At 72.4% G+C, this 25628-nt stretch carries 22 protein-coding genes; 6 read left to right on the forward strand and 16 right to left on the reverse strand.

Annotated features, from left to right (window positions below):
* Nucleotides 1-35 precede the first annotated feature (35 nt).
* The 3 genes from ABD999_RS02445 to ABD999_RS02455 form a co-directional block, all read right to left on the reverse strand.
* Entirely contained in the window at nucleotides 36-977 is a 942-nt protein-coding gene (locus tag ABD999_RS02445) for a carbohydrate kinase family protein (RefSeq protein ID WP_271280259.1), read from the reverse strand.
* On the reverse strand, nucleotides 974-1900 hold the full coding sequence (locus ABD999_RS02450) for a pseudouridine-5'-phosphate glycosidase (RefSeq protein WP_271280260.1): 927 nt from the start codon (nucleotides 1898-1900) through the stop codon (nucleotides 974-976). The genes ABD999_RS02445 and ABD999_RS02450 overlap by 4 nt, the downstream gene beginning before the upstream one ends.
* 159 nt (nucleotides 1901-2059) lie before the next feature.
* Nucleotides 2060-3124 (reverse strand): YeiH family protein, encoded by a 1065-nt coding sequence (locus ABD999_RS02455; protein ID WP_271280261.1) that lies wholly within the window; start codon nucleotides 3122-3124, stop codon nucleotides 2060-2062.
* Between the two features lie 71 nt (nucleotides 3125-3195).
* On the opposite strand from ABD999_RS02455, the gene ABD999_RS02460 reads away from it, so the two are divergent.
* Genes ABD999_RS02460 through ABD999_RS02475 form a run of 4 tightly spaced genes read left to right on the forward strand, consistent with a single transcriptional unit; the run spans nucleotide 3196 to nucleotide 7759 of the window.
* Nucleotides 3196-4089, forward strand: a complete 894-nt coding sequence (locus ABD999_RS02460) for a LysR family transcriptional regulator (RefSeq protein ID WP_219545403.1) — start codon at nucleotides 3196-3198, stop codon at nucleotides 4087-4089.
* A gap of 59 nt (nucleotides 4090-4148) precedes the next feature.
* Complete coding sequence (locus tag ABD999_RS02465) at nucleotides 4149-5654, forward strand: phytoene desaturase family protein (protein WP_271280262.1); 1506 nt, start codon at nucleotides 4149-4151, stop codon at nucleotides 5652-5654.
* Between the two features lie 45 nt (nucleotides 5655-5699).
* Nucleotides 5700-6398: a response regulator transcription factor gene (locus ABD999_RS02470; RefSeq protein WP_345482535.1), complete on the forward strand. Its 699-nt coding sequence runs from the start codon at nucleotides 5700-5702 to the stop codon at nucleotides 6396-6398.
* Nucleotides 6395-7759, forward strand: coding sequence for a HAMP domain-containing sensor histidine kinase (locus ABD999_RS02475; RefSeq protein WP_271278315.1), 1365 nt, complete (start codon nucleotides 6395-6397; stop codon nucleotides 7757-7759). Before ABD999_RS02470 ends, ABD999_RS02475 begins: the two co-directional genes overlap by 4 nt.
* Before the next feature lie 2 nt (nucleotides 7760-7761).
* Here ABD999_RS02475 and ABD999_RS02480 read toward each other — a convergent pair whose 3' ends face one another.
* The 12 genes from ABD999_RS02480 to ABD999_RS02535 all read right to left on the reverse strand — a co-directional run bounded on the left by ABD999_RS02480 (nucleotide 7762) and on the right by ABD999_RS02535 (nucleotide 21868).
* A complete protein-coding gene (locus ABD999_RS02480) occupies nucleotides 7762-8028 on the reverse strand; it encodes a hypothetical protein (RefSeq protein ID WP_148030571.1) in 267 nt (88 codons plus the stop codon).
* A gap of 69 nt (nucleotides 8029-8097) precedes the next feature.
* Entirely contained in the window at nucleotides 8098-8949 is an 852-nt protein-coding gene (locus ABD999_RS02485) for a helix-turn-helix domain-containing protein (RefSeq protein ID WP_271278314.1), read from the reverse strand.
* A gap of 59 nt (nucleotides 8950-9008) precedes the next feature.
* The gene (locus ABD999_RS02490) at nucleotides 9009-9269 is read right to left on the reverse strand and encodes a hypothetical protein (protein ID WP_271278313.1); all 261 of its coding nucleotides are present in this window, start codon (nucleotides 9267-9269) and stop codon (nucleotides 9009-9011) included.
* Nucleotides 9270-9365: 96 nt separating this feature from the next.
* Nucleotides 9366-10388 (reverse strand): phosphotransferase family protein, encoded by a 1023-nt coding sequence (locus ABD999_RS02495; protein ID WP_271278312.1) that lies wholly within the window; start codon nucleotides 10386-10388, stop codon nucleotides 9366-9368.
* 55 nt (nucleotides 10389-10443) lie between these two features.
* A complete protein-coding gene (locus tag ABD999_RS02500) occupies nucleotides 10444-11250 on the reverse strand; it encodes a GNAT family N-acetyltransferase (protein WP_271278311.1) in 807 nt (268 codons plus the stop codon).
* A gap of 42 nt (nucleotides 11251-11292) precedes the next feature.
* On the reverse strand, nucleotides 11293-12999 hold the full coding sequence (locus ABD999_RS02505) for an acyclic terpene utilization AtuA family protein (protein WP_271278310.1): 1707 nt from the start codon (nucleotides 12997-12999) through the stop codon (nucleotides 11293-11295).
* Nucleotides 12996-13757, reverse strand: a complete 762-nt coding sequence (locus ABD999_RS02510) for an enoyl-CoA hydratase/isomerase family protein (RefSeq protein ID WP_271278309.1) — start codon at nucleotides 13755-13757, stop codon at nucleotides 12996-12998. The genes ABD999_RS02505 and ABD999_RS02510 overlap by 4 nt, the downstream gene beginning before the upstream one ends.
* On the reverse strand, nucleotides 13729-15651 hold the full coding sequence (locus tag ABD999_RS02515; RefSeq protein ID WP_271278308.1) for an ATP-binding protein: 1923 nt from the start codon (nucleotides 15649-15651) through the stop codon (nucleotides 13729-13731). The genes ABD999_RS02510 and ABD999_RS02515 overlap by 29 nt, the downstream gene beginning before the upstream one ends.
* Complete coding sequence (locus tag ABD999_RS02520) at nucleotides 15648-17180, reverse strand: acyl-CoA carboxylase subunit beta (protein ID WP_271278317.1); 1533 nt, start codon at nucleotides 17178-17180, stop codon at nucleotides 15648-15650. Before ABD999_RS02520 ends, ABD999_RS02515 begins: the two co-directional genes overlap by 4 nt.
* Nucleotides 17181-17233: 53 nt before the next feature.
* Nucleotides 17234-17860, reverse strand: coding sequence for a TetR/AcrR family transcriptional regulator (locus ABD999_RS02525; protein WP_187281064.1), 627 nt, complete (start codon nucleotides 17858-17860; stop codon nucleotides 17234-17236).
* Between the two features lie 79 nt (nucleotides 17861-17939).
* Nucleotides 17940-20336, reverse strand: a complete 2397-nt coding sequence (locus ABD999_RS02530) for a serine/threonine protein kinase (protein WP_271278307.1) — start codon at nucleotides 20334-20336, stop codon at nucleotides 17940-17942.
* A gap of 173 nt (nucleotides 20337-20509) precedes the next feature.
* Nucleotides 20510-21868, reverse strand: coding sequence for an FAD-binding oxidoreductase (locus ABD999_RS02535; RefSeq protein ID WP_271278306.1), 1359 nt, complete (start codon nucleotides 21866-21868; stop codon nucleotides 20510-20512).
* A gap of 54 nt (nucleotides 21869-21922) precedes the next feature.
* Between ABD999_RS02535 and ABD999_RS02540 the strand changes: the two genes are divergently transcribed.
* Entirely contained in the window at nucleotides 21923-22501 is a 579-nt protein-coding gene (locus ABD999_RS02540) for a hypothetical protein (RefSeq protein WP_148030579.1), read from the forward strand.
* Here ABD999_RS02540 and ABD999_RS02545 read toward each other — a convergent pair whose 3' ends face one another.
* Complete coding sequence (locus tag ABD999_RS02545; protein WP_271278305.1) at nucleotides 22502-23707, reverse strand: aspartate aminotransferase type Ic; 1206 nt, start codon at nucleotides 23705-23707, stop codon at nucleotides 22502-22504.
* A gap of 175 nt (nucleotides 23708-23882) precedes the next feature.
* On the opposite strand from ABD999_RS02545, the gene ctaD reads away from it, so the two are divergent.
* Nucleotides 23883-25571, forward strand: a complete 1689-nt coding sequence (gene ctaD / locus ABD999_RS02550) for an aa3-type cytochrome oxidase subunit I (protein WP_271278304.1) — start codon at nucleotides 23883-23885, stop codon at nucleotides 25569-25571.
* Nucleotides 25572-25628 lie beyond the last annotated feature (57 nt).

Here is a 25628-nt window from a genome sequence, read left to right on the forward strand (position 1 = left end):
CATGTGACTGATGGTGCAGCCTACGCGGCAAGCTATCAATCGGTGTGAATAGGGTAAAGACGCTTCATGTCCAAACCGTACCGTGGACGACCCCCTACGAGGGCCACACACTCGGCACCCGCACGGCAACCTGACTCCAGAGCCTCCCTCTCGCCCGCCCCCGACAGGGCGGCGGCGAGGTAGCCGGCGGCGAACGCGTCACCGGCTCCCGTGGAGTCCACGGCCTCCGCGGGCACCGCGTCCGCCTTCGCCACGACCTGCCCGCCTACCGCCACGAGACCGCCCTGGGGCCCCAGCTTCACGACCGCTGTCCCGTAATGCTCGCTGAGCGTCTCGGCCGCCCGCTCGGGCGTGGCGGCGCCGCTGAGAAGGAGAGCTTCGTCACGATTGGGAAAGATCAATCCGGCGAGCGCCGTCTCGCCGAGGAACCGCGTCACGCCGAACCCGGCGAGCGGGCCCGTCGAGGCCGGGTCGACGCTGATCGAGGCCCCCGCGCCGGTCGCCTTCGCCATGGCCAGCCTGCTCAGGGCCAGGCCGGGCTCGCTGAACAGGGTGTAACCGGAGACGTGCAGGTGCGTCACGCCGTCGAGGAGCGCGTCGTCCCAGTCGAGGGGGGAGATCAGCTCGCCGGCCCCCCGGTTCGTCAGCATGGAGCGCTCGCCGGTGCTGTCGACCATCGAGATGACCACGGCGGTCGGGTTGGCGGCGTCGATCCGGATGTGCGGGCGCACCCCGGACTTGGTCAGCTCGGTGATGTGCCACTCGCTGCTGTCGTATCCGCAGCGGGCCAGCAGGCTCGCGTCGGCGCCCAGGAAGGCCGCCCACGCGGCGGTGTTCGCGCCGGAGCCGCCGGGGCGCAGCGCGATGTCGGCGGCGATGTCAGAAGGGATGTCGGGGCCCGACATGACCGGGGCGCCGTGCATGGCCACCACGTCGGTGACCACGTCGCCGATGACCAGCAGGCCCTGGCCGTTCACGATCGTGACCAGGCCAGCGCGACACGGGCCGCGAGCGCGACGTTGCCGCGGACCGCGGCCAGGTTGGCCTCCAGGGAGGCCCCGCCGGTGCCGCGCACCAGGTAGCCCAGCAGGAACGGGGTGATCGCCTGGCCGGTGACGCCCTCGCGCTCGGCGGTGGCCAGGGCCTCGGCGAGCACGCGGTCGTGCAGCGCCGGGTCGAGCTGCTGGTCCTCCGGGATCGGGTTGGCCACGATCAGCGCCGTCTCCTGGCCGCCGAACGCGTCCTGGCCGCGCATGACCGCGGCCGCCTCCTCGGGCGTCTCGATCCGCCACTCCACGGGACGGCCGGAGGAACGCAGGTAGAAGCCGGGGAACTCGTCGGTCCGATAGCCGGCCACGGTCACGCCGCGCGTCTCCAGGCGCTGCAGCGTGGCGGGCACGTCCAGGATGGACTTGACGCCCGCGCACACCACGGTGACGCGGGTCCTGGACAGGGTGTCCAGGTCGGCGGACTCGTCCTGGTCGTCCGTCCAGCCGCGGTGCACGCCGCCCAGGCCGCCGGTGGCGAACAGGCGGATGCCCGCCCGGGCCGCCAGGAACGACGTCGCCGCCACCGTGGTCGCGCCGCTCACCTTCAGCGCGGCGGCGAGCGGGAGGTCGCGCTGGCTCAGCTTGCGCAGCCCCGGCTCCATCGCGACGCGCTCCAGCGAGGCCTCGTCCAGGCCGATCCTGGCCACTCCGTCCAGCACCGCGATCGTGGCGGGGACCGCGCCCTCGCGCCGTACGATCTCCTCCAGCTCGCGCGCGACCTCGAGGTTGCGGGGCCGGGGCAGGCCGTGCGAGATGATCGTGGACTCCAGCGCGACGACCGGTGCGCCCGAGTCGAGAGCCTCGGCGACCTCGTCGGACGGCTGGAGAAGGGAGTCGGTGGTGCGGCGCATGTGTGTTTCGTACTCCTTGAGTGGTCTTGTGGCGCATTGTCGGAACGGAGTGTTTCGAGGAAATTGTTCCGAACCGAGCAGCGTACGGGGGGACCGCGTCCGCGTCCACCCGTGCTCACCCGGACGGCGACACCCCCGCGCCGCCGTCCGCCCGGGGGATCACACGAGCAGCAGCACACCCGCGAGCGACACCCCGCCGACGAGCCCGGTGGCGATCCCGCCGAGCAGCACGGTCCGCCCCCCGCGCAGCAGTCTCCGCACGTCGATCCCGGTGCCGAGGCCGAACATCGCGGCAGCCAACAGGATATTCGCCGCCTGCCCCGCCACCGCGACGACCCCGTCCGGCACCATCCCCGTGCCGCGCACGCATGCCATGACGACGAACCCGGCCACGAACAGCGGCACCCCCGCCACCCGCCCCGCCTTCCCGCGCGGTGCCCGTGCGGGACGAACCGGTGGACCCGCGGGCAGGCCCACCCGTCCGGCATGCGCGTCCTGGAGCCGCCTCCCGGGCGTGGCATGAGACCCCGTGTACGAGACGAGGGCGACCAGGGGAGCCAGGAGGAGGACCCGGCCGAGCTTGACCGTCACGGCCGTCGTCAGGACGCCCGTGGCGGCCCCGATGGCCGCCACCTGAGCCACCTCGTGAACCGCCGCGCCCGTCCAGACGGCGAGCTGCGAGGGGGAGAGACCGAGCCAGGAGGCGGCGAGGGGGATCGCGAGCAGGGCGCCCGTGCCGTACAGGACCACCACCGCCAGCGCGGCGGCCGCCTCGTCGTCCTCGGTGCCCGCGCTGTCGTGCATGGCCGCGATCGCCGCCGCCCCGCAGACGGCCACCCCCGTCGCCACCAGCAGCGAGGCGCCCGGCGGGACGCCGAGCCTGCGGCCGGCCACCGGCGTCACCGCGAACGTCACCCCGGTGGCCACCACCACGACCACCACCGTCTGCCAGCCCAGCCCCAGGATCTGCGGCACCGAGACCTGCAGCCCGAGCAGCACCACCGCCGCCCGCAGCACCGGCCTCGACACGAACCGCAGCCCCGGCAGCAGCCGCCGGCCGGCACCCCCGAAGCCCGCCAGCGCCGCCCCCAGCACCACCGCGACCACCGCCGCGCTCACCGCGGGCACCGCCGCGTTCACCGCCAGCGCGACCCCCAGCGCGGCAGCCGACACGAGCACCCCGGGCAGCAGGGCGGGCAGGGACCGGAGAGCAGGCAGGGGCACGGCATCCAGTCTTCGGCGGGACCGGGAACGCCGGTAGCCGCTCGCCGGATGGCAGGCCATAGCCTGGGGCTATGAGTGAATTGCCCGATCTCGTCTCGCTCAAGCTGCTGGTCGACGTCGGCGAGCTGGGCAGCCTCGGGCAGGCGGCCAGGGCGGCCGGGATCGCGCAGCCGTCGGCCAGCAAGCGCATCGCCCGGCTCGAACGCCGCCTCGGCCTGCCCCTGCTGGAGCGCACCCCGCGCGGGTCGGCGCTCACCGGCGAAGGGAAGATCGTGGCCGGCTGGGCCGCGCAGGTCGTCGGCGCCGCCCAGGAGCTCGTGCGCGCCGCCGAGGCCGTCCGGCGCGGCGGGGCCGGGCACCTCAGGGTCGCGGCGAGCATGACCGTGGCCGAGTACCTGCTGCCGCGCTGGCTGGGCGAGCTGCAGAGCCGGGAGCCGGACGTCGAGGCCGGGCTGGACGTGATGAACTCCGCCGACGTGGCGGCCCGGGTGCTGGCCGGGGAGGTGGAACTCGGGTTCGTGGAAGGGCCGGCCGTGCCTGACGGGCTGGCCGAGCGGGTGGTGGGCGGCGACCGGCTGGTGGTCGTGGTCGCGCCCGGCCATCCGTGGGCGCGCCGCCGCACCCTCCTGCGAGGTCCCGAGCTGGCTGCCACCCCGCTGGTGGTACGGGAGCGCGGGTCGGGCACCAGGGAGACGCTGGACGTGGTGTTCAGCGCGCTGCACCGGGCCAGGCCGAGGCTGGAGCTGGGGTCCAACGCGGCGGTCAAGGGCGCCGCCCAGGCGGGGGTGGCCCCCGCCGTGCTCAGCGCCTACGCGGTGGAGGCGGAGCTGACCACCGGGCGGCTGGTCGAAGTGCCGCTCTACGGGCTGGACCTGGCGCGCACCCTGCGGGCCGTCTGGCGCAGGGGCCGCCCCCTCACCGGCTCCGCCGCCACCCTCCTCTCCATCGCCGCCCGCCCGGCCTGACGGAAGAGAGGCCCGGGTCCGATGGCGGGGCCGGGATCGGAGGTCCTAGAGTGCGGAGAATGGGGACTTTCGACGTGGTCATCGCCGGAGGCGGGCACAACGGGCTGGTCGCCGCCGCCTATCTCGCCCGGGCCGGGCGGCGGGTGCTGGTGCTGGAGCGGCAGGACCACACGGGCGGCCTGGCGATCTCGGCCCGGCCGTTCCCGGGCGTGGACGTGCGGCTGTCACGCTACTCCTACCTGGTCAGCCTGCTGCCGACGAAGATCGTCAAGGATCTGGGCCTGAAGCTGGAGCTGCGCCGCCGCCGCTACTCCTCGTACACGCCCGTCGGCGACACCGGGCTGCTCGTCGACGGCGAGGACGCGGACCGCACCAGGGCCTCGTTCCGGGCCGTCACCGGCGGCGAGGCCGACCACGCCGCCTGGGAGGCGTTCTACGGCATGACCGCGACGGCCGCGCGGGCGCTGGCGCCGACGCTGCTGGAGCCGCTGCGGCCGGCGGCGGAGGTCGAGAAGCTGGTCGGCGCCGAGGCGTGGCGCGACCTGTTCGCCCGCCCCATCGGCGAGGCGGTGGACGAGCGGTTCGCCGACGACGTCGTGCGCGGCGTGGTGCTCACCGACGCGCTGATCGGCACGTTCGCCGACCCGGCCACCGACCTGCGGGCCAACCGCTGCTTCCTCTACCACGTGATCGGCGACGGCACCGGCGAGTGGAACGTCCCGGTGGGCGGCATGGGCGCCGTCTCCGGCGCGCTGGAGACCGCCGCCCGCGCGGCCGGCGCGGAGATCAGGACCGGCGCCGAGATCGTCGGCATCGCGCCGTCCGGCGAGGTGACGTTCCGTACGGACGACGGCGAGCACACGGTCACCGGCGGGCACGTGCTGGTCAACCTGCCGCCCACAGTGCTCGACCGGGTGCTCGGCCGCACGCCGGGCCTGCCCGAGGGGGCGCAGCTCAAGGTCAACATGGTGCTCTCCCGGCTGCCCCGGCTCAAGGACGCCGGCGTGGACCCGAAGGCGGCCTTCAGCGGGACGTTCCACATCAACGAGAGCGGCGGCCAGCTCGCCCGCGCCCACGCCCAGGCGGCCGGGGGCGACATCCCGGACCTGCCGCCCGCCGAGGTCTACTGCCACTCGCTCACCGACCCGTCCATCCTCGGCCCCGGCCTGCGCGGCAAGGCCGAGACGATGACGCTGTTCGGCCTGCACATGCCCGCCCGCCTGTTCCGCCAGGACCCGGACGGGGCCAGGGAGCGCGCGCTGCGCGCCACCCTCGCCTCGATCGACTCGGTGCTGGCCGAGCCGATCGGGGACTGCCTGCTGCGCGCCCCCGACGGCACCCCGTGCATCGAGGCCAAGTCCCCCGTCGACCTGGAGAACGAGGCCGGCCTGCCGGGCGGTCACATCTTCCACCGTGACCTGAGCTGGCCGTACGGGGAGGAAGGCGGCTGGGGCGTCGAGACCGAGCACGAGCGCATCCTGCTGTGCGGGGCCGGCGCCCGGCGCGGCGGCGGGGTGAGCGGCATCCCCGGCCACAACGCGGCCATGGCGGTCCTGGGGCGCTGACCTGCCTTCATCGGGTTCTCAGAATGTTCCTCTAGCGTGGTGCGCATGAACGAGGCTGCCCGGTTGCTGGTGGTGGACGACGAGCCCGCCTTGCGCGAGGCGTTGCAGTCGAGCCTGGAGTTCGAGGGCTACAAGGTCACCACCGCCGACGACGGGCAGGAGGCCCTGGACGAGCTGGCCGGCAGCCCGTACGACGCCGTGCTGCTCGACGTCATGATGCCCCGGCTCGACGGGCTGACCGCCTGCCGCCGGCTGCGGGCCGGCGGCAACCACATCCCCGTGCTCATGCTCACCGCCCGCGACGCCGTCGGCGACCGCGTGTCCGGACTGGACGCGGGCGCCGACGACTACCTGGTCAAGCCGTTCGAGCTGGACGAGCTGCTGGCCCGGGTGCGCGCGCTGCTCCGGCGCGGCGCGCTCAGCGGCCCGAACGCGCCCGGGGACGCGCTGTCCTTCGCCGACCTGCGGATGGACCCGGTGACCCGCGAGGTCACCAGGGGCGCGCGGCGGCTCGACCTGACCAGGACCGAGTACCTGCTGATGGAGCTGTTCCTGACGCACCCGCGCCAGGTCCTGACCCGCGACCAGATCCTGGCCGAGGTGTGGGGGTTCGACTTCGAGCCCACCTCCAACTCGCTCGACGTGTACGTGATGTACCTGCGGCGCAAGACCGAGGCCGGCGGCGAGCCGCGCGTCATCCAGACCGTGCGCGGCGTCGGCTACGTGCTCAGAGGCTCGCCATGAGGAAACGCAGTCTTCGCTCGCGGCTGACGCTCCTGGTCGCCGCGGCGGTGGCGATAGCCGTCGCGGTCTCCGCCGTGGGCTGCTGGTACTTCGTCCGGCGGGAGCTGTCCTGGCAGCTCAACCAGTCGCTGCGGGACATCGCCGTGCCGGTCAAGGCCATGCAGGGGGCGGTGCGCAACTGCTCTTCCGAGCCGGCGGCCGCGCTCGACGGGCACCCGGCGTTCACCGAGCCGATGCAGATCGTCTTCCCCGGCGGCGAGCGCTGCGTCATGGGCAACACCGCGATCAAGGTCACCCCCCACGAGAGGCGGATCGCGGCCGGCTACTACGGCCAGTGGGAGTTCTACGACGGCCGCGCCGACGACGGCACCCCGCTGCGCGTCTACGTCAGGAACGTGGACGAGAACGCCGCGTTCGTCGTCGGCAGGCCGGTGGAGGAGATCAACGACACCCTGCGCAGGGTGACGGTCCTGCTGGCCGGCGTCGCCGCGCTCGGCGTGCTGGTCGCCGCCTCGGTCGGGCTGCTCGTCTCCCGCGCCGCGCTGCGCCCTGTCGGCCGCCTGACCAGGGCCGTCGAGCACATCGCGCAGACCGAGGACCTCGACACCCGGATCCCGGTCGAGGGCGGCGACGAGATCGCCCGCCTGAGCGCCTCCTTCAACGCGATGACGGCCGCGCTGGCCGGCTCCCGCGACCGGCAGCGGCAGCTCGTCGCCGACGCCGGCCACGAGCTGCGCACCCCGCTCACCACCCTGCGCACCAACATCGACCTGCTGCTGCGCAGCGAGCAGACCGGCCGCAGCCTCGACCCCGGCGCCAAGGAGCGGCTGCTGGTCAACGTCAAGGCGCAGTTCGCCGAGCTGACCACGCTGGTCGGCGACCTGCTACAGCTCGCCCGCGGCGACACCGACCACGAGCCGCACGCCGAGCTCGCCTTCCAGCAGGTGGTCACCGCCGCGGTGGAGCGGGCGCGGCTGCGCGGCGCCGAGATCGCCGCCGACCTGGAGCCGTGGTACGTGGTCGGCGGGGCCGCCTCGCTGGAGCGGGCGGTGCTCAACCTGCTCGACAACGCCGCCAAGTTCAGCCCTGACAGCGAGGTGGAGGTCACCCTCCGGGACGGCGAGCTGACCGTACGGGACCACGGGCCGGGCATTCCTGAGGAGGAGCTGCCGCACGTGTTCGACCGGTTCTGGCGCTCGCCCTCGGCCCGGTCGCTGCCGGGCTCCGGGCTGGGCCTGGCCATCGTCCACCAGGCCGTCAAGGAGGTGGGAGGAGAGATCAGGCTCCACAATGCGGCCGACGGCGGCGTGGTCGCGACGATGACCCTGCCGGGCACGCCTGCCCCCGGCGCGCGGGCGTGAGCTCAGGCGGGCAGCGCGGCCAGGAGGAAGGCGAGGCGGGCAGCGGCGGCCTCCACGTCGTCGGCGGTGCCGAGACGGTAACCCCACGAGGTGATGAAACTTCCATCCTCGGAACAGGTGACGCTCTCGGCGAGCGTGGCCGAGAAGCGGTTGCGCACCGAGACGTAGGCGGGGTCGCTGGCCAGCGAGACATGCTGAACCGACAGGTCAGCGTGACGACCCGCATGCCAAGCGAATTGCTCGAGGCAGAGCGCGGAATCCAGCATCATGCATCACCTCCGCAACGTCTCGGGCAAAGAATTGCACGATCTTGATAGGAGGGCAAGCAATTGCGCCGGTTAATGTGATGAATGTTTTCGATACTGGTCAAGAACCTTGATGATGATGTCACGGCCAGGTTCGTCGAATTGCGCCGCCTCGGCGAAGTCCTCGAAGGCGTTGGTGTAGAAGGCGACGTCGTCCGGATCGCGGAAGAGCAGGTCCTTCGTCAGGGTGCCGACGGTGACCAGGGCCTCGTTGAAGATCCAGAAACCGTGCACCGGATTGGCCGGCAGCTCCCGGGTGAACGGGACGACGCCGAACTCGACGTTGGGCAGCGTGCTGACGGCGAGCAGCCGGTCGAGCTGGCCGCGCATGACGTCGGCCGGGGCGAGCCGGGTGTGCAGGGCGGCCTCCAGCATGACGAAGCGGAACGTGCGTGAGCGGTCGTAGAGGATCTCCTGGCGCTGCATGCGCACCCGCACCGCCGCGTCGATCTGGTCGGGCGCGCTGTAGAGGCGCTTGACCTTGCTGAACACGTGGCGCGCGTACTCGGCCGTCTGCAGCAGGCCGACCAGGATGCCCGGCTCGAAGGCGCGGAACAGCTTGGTGCGCGCCTCCAGGTCGCGCAGGTCCTCCTGGATGGCGGCCAGGCCGCTGCGGTGGCGCTGCTTCCAGCCGTCGTGCCGCTCCAGCAGCGCGATGGCCTGCGTGATGAGCTCGTCGGTGGTCTCCGGAGAGGCGGACACCGCCTGGGCCCACACCACCACGTCGTCCTCCGTCGCCGTCTGGCGGGCGTTCTCCAGGCGGGAGACCTTGGACGGCTGCCAGCGCAGCCGCTCGGCCAGCTCCTTGCCGGACAGGTGCGCCGACTCGCGCAACTGGCGGAGCTGGCTGCCGAGGTCGATGCGCGCCTGCTGAAACGAGCTCACGTCGCTAGAGGCTAGACCTGTGATCCCGGATCATGCCAGGCCTGTTCGCGCAATTGTGATCAGCCGGTCGCTGGTTGTGCGGGGGCACTGCCCTGGAAAGCGGTTGCCGTGATTTCGGGCAGGACCCGGGCCGCGATTTCGGTGAGCAGCTCGCGCGGCACCTCGACCGCCGTCTCGCCGTCGAGCACGTCACGCAGGTCCGCGAGCGCCTCGGGGTCCGAGACCTGAAGTCCCTGGACGACGATCGTGCCGCGATCCGTCTCGTAGAGGGTGGGGCAGGCGCCCGCCTCCGACGTGGACCCAAGGAACCGCATCCGCATGACGACCCTTCCCCGAACTACGCGGCAATTGCGCGCAATTGTACGGTCCATGGGCTGCCCTGTGATCGTTTTTCGGGAAAATCAGGATATTGGATGTTATGTGGGTGATTCGAGAGAGTTGCGCATGATGTGCCCTGCACGGGCGAAGAGGTCGAGTGTGGCGGCGTGCAGCAGGTCACCGATGTCCTTGGGGGCTTTCCCGGCGAATGCCCTCGCATGGGTGCCTTCGAGCACGATGCCCAGCTTGAAGCACGCCATGACCGCGTACCAGTCGATGGCGGACAGATCGCGGTCGGACAGCGCCGCGTAGCAGTCGACGATCTCGCGCGGCGAGGCCAGTCCGGGGACGTAGCCGTCGGCCATCGGCCACATCGCCACCAGCCACCCGAGGTCGAGCAGCGGATCGCCGATCGTGCACATCTCCCAGTCGACGATGGCCGCCACGCGCGGGCCGTCGGGCGCGAACATCAGGTTCGCGAAGTGGAAGTCGCCGTGCATGATCCCCGGCCGGAACGAGGCGGGCCGGTTGCTCTCAAGCCAGCGCGCCGTCTCCTCCAGGCCGGGGATGTCCGGCCCCGGATAGCCGGCGAGCTCGCCGTAGGAGTCGAGCTCGCGCATCCAGCGCGGCACCTGGCGCTCCAGGAACCCTTCAGGCCGGCCGAAGCCCGGCAGCAGGCCCGGGTCCACCCGGCCCAGCTCGGCCAGCGCCGAGGCCGCCTCCAGCGCCATCCGGTGGCGGATGGCGGCGTCGCTCGCGTGCGGCTCCGGCAGCCCGGTCGAGGGGTTGAACCCGTCGACCGGCTCCATCAGGTAGAAGACCGGCTCCCGCACGGTCTGCGCGGCCACCAGCCGGGGCGCCGCGACCGGCGTGTCGCGCAGCGCGGCCAGCACGCGGGCCTCGCGCCGCAGCACCTCGTTGCTCTTGGCCCGCGCGTGCTGCGGCGGCCTGCGCAGGATGTACGGGACCCCGCCGCGCTCGAAGCGGACCATCACGTTCTGGGTGCCGCCGGAGACCGGCGCGACCGCCGTGATCGGGCCTCCGGGCAGGCCCTGCTCGTCCATCCAGGCGCCGAGCTCATCGAGGTCGACGGCGCTGACGTCGATATGGGTGGAGGACATGGCCGCCTTTCGACCCGAATCACATTCTGGAACGCCTCATCCTAACGCTGCGGAGTCAGCCGAGCGCTTGCATGAACGGCAGGAACTGCCGCGACCGGTCGCCGGGCAGGTCGCCGCCCCGCACCATCAGCGACACCTCCCACGGAGCGCCGACGCCGTGCTCGCCGGCCCACCGCGTCAGGCCGTCCTGTGCCAGGTCGAGGTCCATCCGCACCTCGCCGCCCGCGTCCAGGGCCAGGTCGCCGATCAGGGCGCGGGCGGTCTCCTCGTCGCGGGCCACGACCGGGCCGATCACCACGTTGTCGTCGTTGCGCCAGCAGTGGCCGAACCCGCCCTCGGCCACCCGGACCCGCTCCCCGAACCCGTCCATGCGGCGCAGCAGCGCCGACCGGTCCGTGCCGAACACCTCCGCGTCCAGCGCCAGGATCGCGCCGAGATCCGCCTCCGTGGCGACCCGGGTGCGGCCCGAGGGCGCGCCGCGGAAGACGCCGGTGCGCTTGGCCACCCGGCCGGCCGTGCGGAACCCTAGGCTCTCGTACAGCGGTCTGCCGTACTCGGTGGCGTGCAGCGACACGACGCGGTCGCCCGCCCGCGCGAGCACGTGCTCCATCAGCCCGCGGGCCATCCCCTTGCGGGCGTACCTGGCGGCGGTGAGCACCATGCTGACGACCGCGTGGCCGTCGCCGTAACGGGTCAGGACGGTCGTGGAGGCCAGGCCGTCGCCGTCGGGCGCGTCGATCCCGTACACCTCGCCGACCTCGAACAGCAGCGTCCACTTGTGCCGCTCCGGCAGCCAGCCGCGGTCCTCGGCCAACCGGCCGCAGTCGTCCAGGTCGTCGAGGGTCAATCGGCGCATCGGCATGCCGGTCATCCTCGTGTACGGGGACATACCGGCTCAAATGGTTTACACGAGGCGCGCGGGCACCTCCACCGGGCAGGCACGCAGCTCCTCGCCGAGCGCCTTGGCCTGGGGGTCCATGCGCGGGCTGGCGGCCACGCCGCGGCCGAGCAGCCCGTGGATCACGAAGTTCAGCGCGTTGAGGTTGGGCAGCGCGTGGCGGTCGACTCGGTACGGGGCCAGCTCGGGCAGCAGGGACTTCAGGCGCTCGGTGGTGAGCTGGGCGGCCAGCCAGGCGTAGCGCTCGGGAGTGGTGGTCCACACGCCCAGGTTGGCGTTGCCGCCCTTGTCACCCGACCGCGCCCCGGCGATCCGCCCCAGCGGCATCCGCACACTCGCCCCGCCTTCCAGACGTTCGGGCGTCTCCGGCTCCCGGGGTGGCGGCGGCGCGTCCGTGGGCTCGCCGACGTCCTCGGGGGCGTCCAGCGGGACCCGCTCGCCGTCCACGTACACCTCCGGGCGGACCTCCGACGCCGGCACCAGGACCGGCCAGTAGACGCCGTACGGGGACGCCGGGCCTGGAGGGGTGAGACCGTAGAAGCCGGGGTAGCCGGCGAGCCCCGTCTCCACCACGGCGGAGGAGAACGCCCGGCCCGCCTTGCGCTGGTCGGCGTCCATGACCGTGATCCTGAGCAGGCCGTGGCCGGTGAGCGTGACGTCCACCTGGTCGAAGGAGTCCTTCGGGATCCGCGCCCAGATCGTCTCCTCCGCCACCCGGGCCTTGTCCTCGATGTCGAGCCCGGTGAGCACGAGGGTCATCGTGTTGCGGTAACCGGCCAGGTAGTTGACCGCGACCTTGAGCGTGTCAGGCGGCGGCTCGCCGCGGGCGCCCGTGACGCGGACCCGGTCGGGGCCGTCGGACGACAGGGCGACGGTGTCGAACCGGGCCACCACGTCGGGGCCGGGGTAGCGCGGGCCCGCGATCTCGTACAGCAGCTGCGCCGTGACCGTGCCCACCGAGACCAGCCCGCCCGTGCCGGGGTGCTTGGTGATCACGCACGAGCCGTCGGCGTGCAGCTCGGCGATCGGGAAGCCGCAGCGGGCCAGGTCAGGGACGTCCTGGAAGAACGCGTAGTTGCCGCCCGTCGCCTGGCAGCCGCACTCGATGATGTGGCCGGCGACCACCGATCCCGCCAGCGGGTCGAGATCGGCGGGCCCCCACCCGTACCGCCAGATACCCGGACCCGTCACCAGGGCCGCGTCCGTGACGCGGCCGGTCACCACGACGTCGGCGCCCGCCGACAGGGCGGCGGCGATCGGCCGGCCGCCCAGGTAGGCGTTGGCCGTGAGCGGGGTGGCCGTCAGCCGCTCGCCGGTGTCGGCGTTGACCAGGTCCAGGTCGCGGCCGGTGAGATCGTCGCCGGTGACGTGCGCGACCCTGGGGGAGAGGCCGAGCCTGGCGGCGAGCTCGCGCACGGCGTCGGCGCAGCCCGCCGGGTCGAGGCCGCCCGCGTTGGACACGATCTTGATGCCGCGCTTCAGGCAGGTGCCGAGGACGTCCTCCAGCTGACGCAGGAACGTCGGCGCGTAGCCGGGCCGGCCCTTGAGCCGGTTGCCGGCCAGGATGAGCATGGTCAGCTCGGCCAGCCAGTCGCCGGTGAGCACGTCGATCGGGCCGCCCTCGACCATCTCGCGGGCCGCCGACAGCCGGTCGCCGTAGAAGCCGCTGCAGTTGGCCACCCGGAGCACGGCGCGGTCCACCGGGTGACTCACGGGACCCAGCGGGGCGGGCGCTTGTCCATGAAGGCGGCGATGCCCTCCTGCCCCTCCTCGGAGGTGAACCGCTCGGCCGACAGGGCGGCCATCCGGCGCACGCCCTCCTCGAACGACACCCCCGGCAGCTCGCAGAGCAGCATCTTGGTGATCGCCAGAGACTCGGGACCGCCCTTGACCAGCATGCCGGTGTAGTGGCGCACGGTCGCGTCCAGCTCCGCCTCGGGCACCGCCCGGTTGAGCAGGCCGATCTCCACCGCCCTGGCCGCGTCGAACACCTCGCCGGTCAAGAGGTACTCCGACGCCGCCCGCGGGTTCACCTTGCGCAGCACCGGCACCGCGATCATGGCGGGCACCACGCCGAGCCGCACCTCCGAGAACGCGAACGACGCCGTGTCGGGCGCGATCGCGACGTCGCACGCCGTCACCAGGCCGATGCCGCCCGCGCGGGCGGTGCCGTTGAGGCGGCAGACCACCGGCTTCGGGCTGTGCCAGATCATGGTCAGGATGTCCGGCAGCGACGTGGTCACCGGCGCGGCGGCCGGGTCGCGCTGCTCCTTCAGGTCCGCGCCCGAGCAGAACACCGGACCCGTGCCCGTCAGCACGATCACCCGCGCCGCGTCGTCGGCGATCGCCTGCTTCAGGTGGGACTCCAGGTCGCCCAGCAGCCTGGTGGACAACGCGTTGCGGTTCTTCGGCGAGTCCAGGGTCACGGTCGCGACCCCGTGCTCAAGGTCGCTGTGCACCAGCTCCGTCATCGTCACTCTCCCTGATCACCGCCAGCACGGCGCCCGCGTCGACCTGCCGGCCCTTCTCCACGTGCACGGTCGCGACCACGCCCGCCGCGGGGGCGGTGACCGCGTGTTCCATTTTCATCGCTTCGAGCACCAGGATCGGGGCGCCCTTCGCCACCCGGTCACCCGGCTCCACCTCCACCCGCAGCACGCTGCCCGGCATCGGGGCCAGCAGCGAGCCCGGGGCGACGTGCTCCACCGGCTCCGGCAGGCGCGGCACGGGCGTCAGCACGGCGGCGCCCTCCGGCCCGTCGGCGTAGACCTTCCCGTCCCCGTACCAGCACACCTCGAACGCCCGCCGCACCCCGTCCGTCTCCAGGACCACTCGATACGCCCCGCCGTCGGAGCCGGTCCGGACAGCGGGCAGAGGGCTCACCGCGACCACGGCGGTGCCGGGCGGGAGGGGGTCGTAGGTGGCCTCGGTCTCCTCGAAGCGGGCCGTACGAGGCTGCGAGCGGACGTTGCGCCAGCCGGAGGGAAGGCTGCGCAGGACCGGGGCGCGGTCGCGGCCGGCGCGGGCCATGGCCAGGGCGGCGGCCAGCGCCTCCCGGGCGCCGGGAGGCGGGGGAGGCACGGGCGGATGCTCGTCGAGGAAGCCGGTGTGGGTGTCGCCTCGCTCGAAAGCAGGATTTTTCAGGATTTGGAGGAGCATGTCCCGGTTGGTGGTGACCCCGTGGAGGCGGGCGCCCCGCAGGGCGGAGGCCAGCTTGCGCACCGCCTCGCCGCGCGTCGCCCCGTACCCGACGATCTTGGCCAGCATGGGGTCGTAGTGCGGGGACACCACCGACCCGCTCTCCACCCCCGCGTCCACCCGCACCACGCCGGTCACCTCGAACCGGTGCAGCACCCCCGACTGCGGCAGGTACGCGAGGTCCTCCGCGTACAGCCGGGCCTCCACCGCGTGCCCGCGCGGCTCAGGCGGCGCCTCCGGCAGGCGGGCGCCCTCGGCCACCTCCAGTTGCAGGCGGACCAGATCGACCCCGTAGACCAGCTCGGTCACCGGATGCTCGACCTGCAGCCGGGTGTTCACCTCCAGGAACGCCACCCGCTCGCCCGCGACCAGGAACTCGACCGTCCCCGCCCCGGTGTACCCGATGGCGCGGGCGGCGCGCACGGCCGCGTCCGCCAGCCGGGCCCGCAGCTCCGGCGTCACCGCCGGCGACGGGCACTCCTCGACGACCTTCTGGTGCCTGCGCTGGACGCTGCACTCCCGCTCGCCCAGCGCCCACACGGTGCCGTGGCCGTCGGCCAGCACCTGCACCTCGACGTGCCTGGCCCGCTCCAGCAGCGGCTCGACGAACACGCCGCCGTCGCCGAACGCCGCCTCCGCCTCCCGCCGCGCCGACTCCACCTGCCGAGCCAGGTCCGCGGGGTCGCGCACCACCCGCATGCCGCGCCCGCCGCCGCCCGCCGACGCCTTCACCAGCACCGGGAACTCCCCGGGCGCGGCCGGGTCGAGCGTCGGCAGCACCGGCACCCCGGCCTCCGCCATCAGCCGCTTGGCCCCGGTCTTCGAGCCCATCGCCGCGATGGCGTCCGGCGGCGGCCCGACCCAGGTCAGGCCCGCGTCCAGCACGGCACGGGCGAAGGCCGCGTTCTCCGACAGGAATCCGTAGCCGGGATGGACCGCGTCCGCCCCCGACACCCGGCACGCCTCGATCACCCGGTCGATCGCCAGATACGTCCCGGCGGGCTTCACCCCGCTCAGCCGCACCGCGAGACCGGCCTCCGCCACGTGCGGCGCGTCCGCGTCCGCGTCGGAGTAGAGAGCCACGGTCTCGACGCCCAGCTCACGGCAGGTACGGAAGACGCGGCGGGCGATCTCGCCCCGGTTCGCCACCAGCAGACGCCTGATCATGGCCGGAACACCCCGAACCCGGCCGGCTCCGGCACCGGCGCGCTGTTGACCGCCGACAGGCACAGGCCGAGCACCGTACGGGTGTCGCGCGGGTCGATCACCCCGTCGTCGTAGAGCCGGCCCGACAGGAAGAACGGCAGCGACTCCGCCTCCACCTGCGCCTCCACCATCGCCCGCATCGCCGCGTCGGCCTCCTCGTCGTACACCTGGCCGCGCGCCCCGGCCGCGGCGCGGCCGACGATCGACAGCACCCCGGCGAGCTGCGCCGGCCCCATCACCGCCGACTTCGCGCTCGGCCAGCTGAACAGGAACCTGGGCCCGTACGCGCGACCGCACATGCCGTAGTTGCCCGCCCCGTACGAGGCGCCCATGACCACGGTCAGGTGCGGCACGGTCGAGTTGGACACCGCGTTGATCATCATGGCGCCGTGCTTGATGATGCCGCCCTGCTCGTACTCCTTGCCGACCATGTAGCCGGTGGTGTTCTGTAGGAAGACCAGCGGGGTGCGGGTCTGGTTGGCGAGCTGGATGAACTGGGTGGCCTTCTGCGCCTCCTCGCTGAACAGCACCCCGCGGGCGTTGGCCAGGACGCCCACCGGATAGCCGTGCAGCCGCGCCCAGCCCGTCACCAGCGACGCCCCGTACAGCGGCTTGAACTCCTCGAACGCGCTGCCGTCGACCACCCGGGCGATCACCTCGCGCGGGTCGAACGGCACCTTCAGGTCCTCCGGCACGATCCCCAGCAGCTCCTCCGCCGGGTACGCGGGCTCCCGCACCGGGTACGGTTCGGCGCCCCGCTTGCGCCAGTGGAGCGAGCCGACGACGCGGCGGCCGATGCGCAGCGCGTCGTGCTCGTCGGCGGCGAGGTAGTCGGCCAGGCCGCTCACCCGGGCGTGCATCTCGGCCCCGCCCAGCGACTCGTCGTCGGACTCCTCGCCGGTCGCCATCTTCACCAGCGGCGGCCCGCCCAGGAACACCTTGGCCCGCTCGCGCACCATCACCGTGTAGTCGCTCATCCCCGGGACGTACGCGCCGCCGGCCGTGGAGTTGCCGAACACCAGCGCGATCGTCGGGATCCCGGCGGCCGACAGCCGCGTCAGGTCGCGGAAGATCCGGCCGCCCGGGATGAAGATCTCCTTCTGGGTCGGCAGGTCGGCGCCGCCGCTCTCCACGAGGTTCACGTACGGCAGGCGGTTCTCGAAGGCGATGTCGGCGGCCCGCAGCGTCTTGCGCAGCGTCCACGGGTTGGACGCGCCGCCCCTGACCGTCGGGTCGTTCGCGCTGATCAGGCACTCGACGCCCTCGATCACCCCGATGCCGGTCACCACGCTCGCCCCCACCGGGAAGTCGCTGCCCCAGGCGGCCAGCGGGGACAGCTCAAGGAACGGCGAGTCCGGGTCCACGAGCAGCTCGATCCGCTCGCGGGCGAGCAGCTTGCCGCGCCGGCGGTGGCGCTCGACGTACTTGGCGCCGCCGCCCGCGACCGCCTTGGCGTGCTCGGCGTCCAGCTCCGCCAGCTTGGCGAGCATCGCCTCGCGGCGGCGCGCGTAGTCGTCCGCGCCGGGGTCGAGCCTGCTGATGATCACGCTTCCTCCCCGGAACCTGACGGCGGCGTCAGCCCGATGGCCCGCGCCCACAGCCGCGTGAGATGGTCCACGGCGGCCTCCTCGCTCGCCCGCTCGCCGAGGTCCAGCCACACGTGCGCGAACTGCTCCACCATGCCGCCCAGCATGATCGCCGTCAGCCTGGGGTCGAGTGACGCGTCGGCCAGACCCTGCTGCTGCAGCCGCCGCAGCCCCTCCTCGCCGCGCCGCACGAACACCTCGCGCAGCTCCAGCAGCAGGCCGCCGAACCGGTCGTCGACGGTGGCCGCGTGCTCCAGCATCCGCACCAGGCGCGAGTTCGCCGACCAGGCCCGCAGGTAGAGCCGGTTGGCGGCGGCTATCCGCGCGTACGGGTCGGCGGGCGCGGACGGGCCGACCACGTTCGCCGCGAACATCTCGCCCACCACCGCCTCCGCGACCTCGGCGAACAGCGCCTCCTTGGAGTCGAAGTACGTGTAGAACGTGCCATGGGAGACCCCGGCCCGCGCGCACACGTCGTCGACCCGTACCCCGTCGTACCCGCACTCCTCGAACGCGTCCCGCCCCGCCGTCAGGAGAGCGGCGCGGGTCCGCTTCCCCCGCTGGGTCAGAGACTTGACGATCACGTCAGGAACGGTAGCGCCATCCTGCCCGCATGAGAAGGGCCGCACTCCCGGAGGGAGCGCGGCCCGCGAGGCTCGGGGCTCAGCCGCAGTGGCTCCAGCCGGACTTCCAGCTCACGCCCTCGAAGGTGCCGCCCCAGATGACGCACTTCTTCTTGGCGGCCAGCCGGATCGGGCCGGCGTGCCGGGTGAAGCGGCCCGGGTCGTCGGCCTGCGCGCCGCCCTTGACCTGGAGGTGGGCGCTCATCGCGACCTTGTCGGTGTGCACGTAGAGCGACTTGGTCACCACGCAGTTCTTGCCCTGGCCGGTGTGGTAGAGCAGGTAGATCATGGCGGTGTCCTGGCCGGACTTGTCGGCGAGCTTGCGCTGGTTGATCACCTTGTAGCCGGTGCCGCAGAGGGCGACCACGTTCGTGGTGTTCTTGACCAGCGGCTTGGGGCGCGGCTTGGTCGGCAGGTCCGTCTGCTCGCCGCCGCTCGTGGGCTGCGTCGTCGGCTCCAGGTCCGGCTCGACGAGGGTGTTCCGCTTCTTCTTCTTTTTCGTGGGCGACGGCGACGATGACGGCTTGGTGGTCGTCGGGCGGGTGGTGGGGACCGTGATCGTGTCGGGCCTGGCGGTGGCCTCGTCGGTCTTCTTCTTCCGGGTCTTGGTCGGCTTCGGCTCCTCCAGGTCCGGGGTGGGGACCGGGGAGTACGTGTCCGGGGTGGGCGGGGGCTGGGACGCGGGGGCGGTGGAGGCGGTGGCGTTGTCCACGTTCATCACGGGCGTGGACTTGGCGTTGGCCTGCACCACGACGGCGCCGACCACCACGAGCAGCGCCGCGGCCGCGGCTCCGGAGAGCGCGAACGTGAGCGACCGCCGCTGCTTGGACATCGGCTCACGCGGCGCCCGCCCAGGACCTTGCTGCCCGGGACCTTGCTGCCCGGGACCTTGCTGCCCGGGACCTTGCTGACCGGGACCTTGCTGACCGGGGCCGAAAGGCCCGCCCTGCCCCGGTCCGCCTTGGCCCGCGGATCCCGGGTGCCCCGGTCCGCCCTGGCCCGCGGATCCCGGTCCGCCTTGCGCGACAGGACCGGCACCGGCGTGTCCAGGGCCGCCCTGGCCGTGGGCGGCGGGTCCCGCCTGGCCGGGATGCTGCGCGCCCGGGAACGGAGGCTGGGCGCCCATGCCGGGCGACCCGTGCATCGCCGGGTGCCCGCCGGGAGCGCCGCCGCCGGTGGTCTCGGGCGCGCCTCCGGGCGGGCCGTACGCGCCCGTGTGCGGCATGGCGTCGGCCGCGGCCCCAGGCATCCACGGATTCTGCGGACCGCCAGGTCCGGGCTGCACGCCCGGCTGGCCCGTCCCAGGCTGGCCGGCCGGGTATCCCGTGCCAGGCTGAGTGCCCGGCTGGCCTGTCCCAGGCTGGCCGGCCGGGTACTCCGTGCCAGGCTGAGCGCCCCCCTGGCCAGCGCCAGGTTGGCCCGGTCCGGGATGGTTCGTGCCGGGATGGGCGGCCAGGTGGGCTGCTGCCGCGTGGCCCGGGTGGGCGGGGGTCTGCCGCGTTCCAATGCCCTCGGAGGGGCCCGCGCCGAAGGGGGTGGCTCCTTCGGGGGAGGGGTACGGGGCGGGCTCGTAGGGGCGCTGGGCCTGGGGGCCCGAGACCGGTTCGATGGCCGCGTTGGGCGCCGGCTGGCCCGTCAGCTCGACGATCAGCCGGTCGGCCGACGGCCGCTGGCCGGGGTCCTTCGACAGGCAGAGCGCCACCAGTTCGGCCAGCCGCCCCTCCATCCCGCCGAGCTGCGGCTCCTGGTGGAGGATGCGGTTCATCACCACCGGGATCGAGTCGGCGCCGAAGGCCGGCTTGCCGGTGGCGGCGTACACCATGGTGACGCCCCACGCGAACACGTCCGCCGCCTCCGACACCGGCGCGGTGCCGGTGAGCTGCTCGGGTGCGAGGTAGGACGGGGTGCCCATGGCCATGCCGGTCGCGGTCGCGCCGGGCGCGTCGAGGGCGCGGGCGATGCCGAAGTCGATCACCACGGGCCCTTCGGGACCCATGAGCACGTTGGCGGGCTTGAAGTCGCGGTGCAGGATGCCCGCCCGGTGGATGGCCGCCAGGGCGGTCGCGGTGCTGATCGCGAGCCGTTCGAGCGCCGCCCCCCGGCGCGGGCCCTCGTTGATCACCAGCTCACGCAGCGACGGCCCCTGCACGAACTCGCTGACGATGTACGGCCGGCTGCCCTCCAGGTCGGCGTGGAGCACCGGCGCGGTGCAGAACCGGGCGACCCGCTGGGCCACCGCCACCTCGCGCAGGAAGCGGCTCCTGGCTTCCGGGTCGGCCGCCAGGGCATTGTGCAGAAGCTTGACGGCGACCTGCTCGCCGGACGCCGTCCGGCCAAGGTAGACCACCCCCTGGCCACCCTCGCCTAGCCGGGCGACGATCTCGAACGCGCCCAGCCGTTGCGGGTCGTCCGCCATCAACGGCTGGAACTGACTCACCCCGGACCCCCATACAGAACGATCGCTGGGGCAAAACGCTACCAGCGTGACTATTGGTATGAGTCGCTACCTGGAATATCTTCTCTGTCTGACGCTCGCGTGTCAGCGTTTTCACGCAGGTCGTTACGGGATTCGCGGCCGAGGTCACGTCTTGGTGAACAACCGGCCACCGGTCAGATCGCCTTGCCCGGGTTGAGGATGTTCAGCGGGTCGAAGACGGCCTTGATGCCGTGCTGCACCTCCCGCGCCACCGGCCCCGTCTCCAACGCCAGCCAGCGCCGCTTGAGCACGCCGACCCCGTGCTCGCCGGTGAGCGTGCCGCCCAGCTCCAGGGCCCGCGTGAACACCTCGTCCGCCGCGGCCCACACCTCGGGCGGCGGCTCGCTCGTACCGTGCTCGAAGACGAACACCGGGTGCAGGTTGCCGTCGCCGGCGTGCGCGACGGTGCAGATGCGCACGCCGTGCCGGGCGGCGGCGGCCTCGATCGCGCCGATCATGTCGGGCAGCACCGAGCGGGGCACGCACACGTCCTCGACCAGGCACGCGCCGAGCCGCTCCTTGGCCTGGTAGGCCATCCGGCGCAGCCCGATCAGTTCCTCGGTCTCCTGCGGGCTGGAGGAGACGGCCACGAACGTGGCGCCGTTGTCGAGGCAGAGCCGCTCCATGCGGGCGGCGGCGGCCTGGCCGTCGGAGGCGTCGGACTGGCCGATGAGCATGGCCATCGTGCCCGCCTCCAGGCCGATGTTGCGCCAGTCGTCGATGGCCTCCAGCGTGGCCCGGTCGAGCAGCTCCATCAGCGACGGCTGGCACCCCGCCGCCATGATCGCCGACACCGCCGCGCCCGCGTCGCGCAGCGAGCCGAACTCGGCCGCGAACGTCGCCGGAGCCGCCGGGACCGGCCGCAGCCGCACGGTGGCGGCGGTGATCACGCCCAGCGTGCCCTCGGAGCCGACGAACAGGCCGGTCAGGTCGTAGCCGGTGACGCCCTTCATGGTGCGCCGCCCGGTGTTCAGGATCCGCCCGTCGGCCAGCACCACCTCCAGCCCGAGCGCCGAGTCGCGGGTGACGCCGTACTTGACGCAGCGCAGCCCGCCCGCGTTCGTCGCCAGGTTGCCGCCGATCGTGGAGATCTCGTACGAGGAAGGGTCCGGCGCGTACATCAGCCCGTGCTGCCTGGCGGCCCGGTCGAGGTCGGCGGTGATCACGCCGGGCTCGGCCACGGCGATCTCGTCGGCGGGAGCGAGCTCCCTGATCTGGTCCATCCTGGCCAGGGAGAGGATGACCGCGCCGTCGCCCGCGGTCGCGCCGCCGGCGAGCCCGGTGCCCGCGCCGCGCGGCACGACCGGCACCCGGTGCTCGCTCGCCCAGCGCAGCGTGGCCACCACGTCGTCGCGCGAGCCGGCCAGCACCGCGGCGAGCGGTTTGCCGGGCGCCACGAACGTGCGGTCGCGGGCGTAGGAGTCGATCACGTCGGGGTCGGTCACGACCCGGCCGTCGGGCAGGGAACTCACCAGGGCGTCAATGGGTCTCACATGAAGAACCTTACGGTTTGCATGGAGTGTCGTTTTACGGAGAGACTGCGGCGGGTGGAAGTGAAGTGTCCGGCATGCGGGCTGGTAGATCAGGTCATCGCGGTGCCGGGGGTCGTGGCGGCGGGCACGACGTATCGGATCGGGCGGGTCAGGCTGCCCGGCGATCGTGAGGTCGCCGACCTGCCCTCGCGAGCCGCGCTGGGCGCGTCCAAACACCAGATGAGCCGTACGCAGCTCGCGGTCTGGTTGTCGTTCCCCAGCCGCCACTACACGCCCTGGACCAGGAACCAGGGGTACGTCCTGCTCGGCGTGGCGGCCCTGCTGCACCTGGTCGTGTCGCTGGTGATCGCGATGGGCAAGTTCTCCGGCTGGGCGGAGGTGCTGCTCGCGCCGTTCTGCCTGACCGGCGTGTTCTGGGGGGTCGGGCTGCTGCTCGTGCTCGGCGCGTACGGGGCGCGCAAGCGCGACGAGGCCGAGGGGCCCGCCCGGGAGAAGGCGTACGCCGTCTGGGAGAGCCTCTGCTACTGCTCCCGCGACAACGTCGCCTTCGAGCCCGGGGTCGACGTCACCTTCCACCCGCACGAGACGCGTCAGTACATCTTCGGCTTCCGGCCCCCCGCCGGGAAGCTCTGATCAGGCGCGCTCTTCCGCCACCAGCCGCACGCACACGGTCAGGCCGAGGATGGCCTGCTCCAGCTCGTCCAGCTCGGGGTAGGTGGGGGCGATCCGGATCACGCGGTCGTCCGGGTCCTCGCCGTACGGGTGGGTGGCCCCGGCGGGCGTGAGCGCGATGCCCGCCGCCTTGGCCCTGGCCACCACCTCGGCGGCGTGCGGCACCTCCAGGCTGATGAAGTAGCCGCCCCGCGGGCTGGTCCAGGTGGCGAGGCCGCCGAGCTCCTTGGTCAGCACCCGGTCGACCAGCTCGAACTTGGGCGCGATCAGCTCGGCGTGGCGGCGCATGTGGGCGGCCACCCCGTCGGCGTCGCGCAGGAACTCGACGTGGCGCAGCTGGTTGAGCTTGTCGGGCCCGATGGACTGCTTGCGGGTGTTGGCCAGGAACCACTCCACGTTCGCCGGGGACGAGCCGAAGAACGACACGCCCGCGCCGGCCAGCGTCACCTTGGAGGTGGAGCCGTACACGAGGGCCCGGTCGGGGTTGCCGTGGGCGGCGCAGAGCGCGAGCAGGTCGGCCAGCTCGGCCGGGGTGTCGGTGAGGTGGTGGACGGCGTAGGCGTTGTCCCAGAAGATCCGGAAGTCGGGGGCGGCCGCCGGCATGGCGGCGAGCCGGCGCACGGTCTCGTCGCTGTAGACGACGCCGGACGGGTTGCTGTACTTGGGCACGCACCACATGCCCTTGACCTTCGGGTCGCTCGCCACGAGCCGCTCGACGACGTCCATGTCGGGGCCGTCAGGGCCCATCGGGACGGCCACCATCGTGATGCCGAGCCGCTCGCAGATCGTGAAGTGGCGGTCGTAGCCGGGCACCGGGCACAGGAAGGTGATCTCCGGCTCCTCCACCCACCGCCGCTCGGCGCCCGGCACCTTGCCGAGCAGCGCGTGCACGACCGTGTCGTGCATGAGCGCGAGGCTGGCGTTGCCGCCCACCACGACCTGCGCCGGCGGCACCTGCAGCAGCGGGCCGAACAGCTCGCGCAGCTCGGGCAGGCCCTGCAGGTCGCCGTAGTTGCGGGCGTCGGTGCCGTCGGCCGCGTGGTAGGACTCCGGCAGCCTCAGCATGTCGTTGGAGAGGTCGAGCTGACGCGGCGACGGCTTCCCCCTGGTGAGGTCGAGCGAGAGCCCACGCTGGGCGAGGGCGGCGTAGTCACGCGAAGCGGTCACGAAATCTCTCCTCCGATCGGGTTGACACGAAGGATAGAAGATCCTGGGGCCGGTCCTGGCCCGCGTCCGCCATCCGAGAAGGGGACATATCGGCAATCTTCGAAAAACTCCTTCACGCACGTCGATCGTTGGCGTGGAATGGGTAGGCACGCCACCTCTACTGGAGGGAGCAGCCGTGACCACCGTTCGCGAGACCTCGATCGAACAGGTCAGGCGACGGCGCACCGGGACGGTCATCGCGTCCTGGCTGTCGACCACCGATCACAAGGTGATCGGCTACCTGTATCTGATCTCCTCGTTCGGGTTCTTCCTGATCGGCGGGGTCATGGCGATGATCATCCGGGCCGAGCTGGCGGCGCCGGGACTGCAGGTCGTCGACGCCGAGACCTACAACCAGATGTTCACCATGCACGGCACGATCATGCTGCTGCTGTTCGCCACCCCGCTGTTCGCCGGGTTCGCCAACGCGGTCATGCCGTTGCAGATCGGCGCGCCCGACGTGGCCTTCCCGCGGCTCAACGCGGTCAGCTTCTGGCTGTTCCTGTTCGGCGGCCTGATCGCGGTGGCCGGCTTCTTCACCCCGGGCGGGGCGGCGAGCTTCGGCTGGTTCGCCTACACGCCGCTGTCGTCGGCCACCTACTCGCCCGGCGTCGGCGGCGACCTGTGGATCATGGGGCTGGCCCTCGCCGGACTCGGCACGATCCTCGGCGCGGTCAACTTCATCACCACGATCATCGGCATGCGGGCGCCCGGCATGACCATGTTCCGGATGCCGATCTTCACCTGGAACGTGCTGCTGACCAGCATGCTCGTGCTGATGGCGTTCCCCGTGCTGGCCGCCGCGCTGCTGGTGCTGGAGTCGGACCGGCGGCTGGGCACCCAGGTGTTCGACCCGTCCAACGGCGGGCCGATCCTCTACCAGCACCTCTTCTGGTTCTTCGGGCACCCCGAGGTCTACATCATCGCGCTGCCGTTCTTCGGCATCATCACCGAGGTCATCCCCGTTTTCTCGCGCAAGCCGATCTTCGGCTACATCGGGCTGGTCGGCGCGACCATCGCCATCGCCGGGCTGTCCATGACCGTCTGGGCGCACCACATGTTCCCCACCGGGCAGGTGCTGCTGCCGTTCTTCTCGTTCATGACCTTCCTCATCGCGGTGCCGACCGGGGTGAAGTTCTTCAACTGGATCGGCACCATGTGGCGGGGACACCTGTCCTTCGAGGCGCCGATGATGTTCGCCATCGGGTTCCTCGTCACCTTCCTGCTCGGCGGGCTCACCGGCGTCATCCTGGGCTCGCCGCCGCTCGACTTCCAGGTCACCGACTCCTACTTCGTGGTGGCCCACTTCCACTACGTGGTGTTCGGCACGGTCGTGTTCGCCATGTTCGCCGGGTTCTACTTCTGGTGGCCCAAGATGACCGGCCGGATGCTGGACGACCGGCTGGGCCAGCTCCACTTCTGGACGCTGTTCATCGGCTTCCACACCACCTTCCTGGTGCAGCACTGGCTGGGCATGCTCGGGTTCCCGCGCCGCTACGCCGACTACTCGCCCGGCGACGGGTTCACCCTGCTCAACGAGATCTCCTCGGCGGGGGCGTTCCTGCTCGGCGCCTCGACGCTGCCGTTCCTCTACAACGTCTGGAGGACGGCCAGACGGGCGCCCAAGGTCACCGTCGACGACCCGTGGGGGTTCGCCGGCTCCCTGGAGTGGGCCACGAGCTGCCCGCCGCCCCGGCACAACTTCTCCTTCATGCCGCCGATCCGCTCCGAACGGCCCGCCTTCGACCTGCACTACCCGCCCGACGACAAGCCGGAGCTGAAGGAGGCCCAGCAGGCCGCGCTCAAGCGCCGCGAAACAAAGTGAGACCTTTCCCCCGAGAGGTCGCGGTGCTTCTGTTGATGTGACGATCCGCCCATTCAG

Source organism: Nonomuraea ferruginea, assembly GCF_039540635.1.
In the GTDB taxonomy this organism is placed as follows: Bacteria; Actinomycetota; Actinomycetes; order Streptosporangiales; family Streptosporangiaceae; genus Nonomuraea; species Nonomuraea ferruginea.

What these genes read in the sequence shown, in the direction of transcription:
- ABD999_RS02450 (WP_271280260.1), bottom strand. Translation starts at nt 1,900, where the DNA reads ATGCGCCGCACCACCGACTCCCTTCTCCAGCCGTCCGACGAGGTCGCC.
- ABD999_RS02460 (WP_219545403.1), top strand. Translation starts at nt 3,196, where the DNA reads ATGAGTGAATTGCCCGATCTCGTCTCGCTCAAGCTGCTGGTCGACGTC.
- ABD999_RS02465 (WP_271280262.1), top strand. Translation starts at nt 4,149, where the DNA reads ATGGGGACTTTCGACGTGGTCATCGCCGGAGGCGGGCACAACGGGCTG.
- ABD999_RS02470 (WP_345482535.1), top strand. Translation starts at nt 5,700, where the DNA reads ATGAACGAGGCTGCCCGGTTGCTGGTGGTGGACGACGAGCCCGCCTTG.
- ABD999_RS02475 (WP_271278315.1), top strand. Translation starts at nt 6,395, where the DNA reads ATGAGGAAACGCAGTCTTCGCTCGCGGCTGACGCTCCTGGTCGCCGCG.
- ABD999_RS02480 (WP_148030571.1), bottom strand. Translation starts at nt 8,028, where the DNA reads ATGATGCTGGATTCCGCGCTCTGCCTCGAGCAATTCGCTTGGCATGCG.
- ABD999_RS02490 (WP_271278313.1), bottom strand. Translation starts at nt 9,269, where the DNA reads ATGCGGATGCGGTTCCTTGGGTCCACGTCGGAGGCGGGCGCCTGCCCC.
- ABD999_RS02495 (WP_271278312.1), bottom strand. Translation starts at nt 10,388, where the DNA reads ATGTCCTCCACCCATATCGACGTCAGCGCCGTCGACCTCGATGAGCTC.
- ABD999_RS02500 (WP_271278311.1), bottom strand. Translation starts at nt 11,250, where the DNA reads ATGCCGATGCGCCGATTGACCCTCGACGACCTGGACGACTGCGGCCGG.
- ABD999_RS02510 (WP_271278309.1), bottom strand. Translation starts at nt 13,757, where the DNA reads ATGACGGAGCTGGTGCACAGCGACCTTGAGCACGGGGTCGCGACCGTG.
- ABD999_RS02515 (WP_271278308.1), bottom strand. Translation starts at nt 15,651, where the DNA reads ATGATCAGGCGTCTGCTGGTGGCGAACCGGGGCGAGATCGCCCGCCGC.
- ABD999_RS02520 (WP_271278317.1), bottom strand. Translation starts at nt 17,180, where the DNA reads ATGCTCGCCAAGCTGGCGGAGCTGGACGCCGAGCACGCCAAGGCGGTC.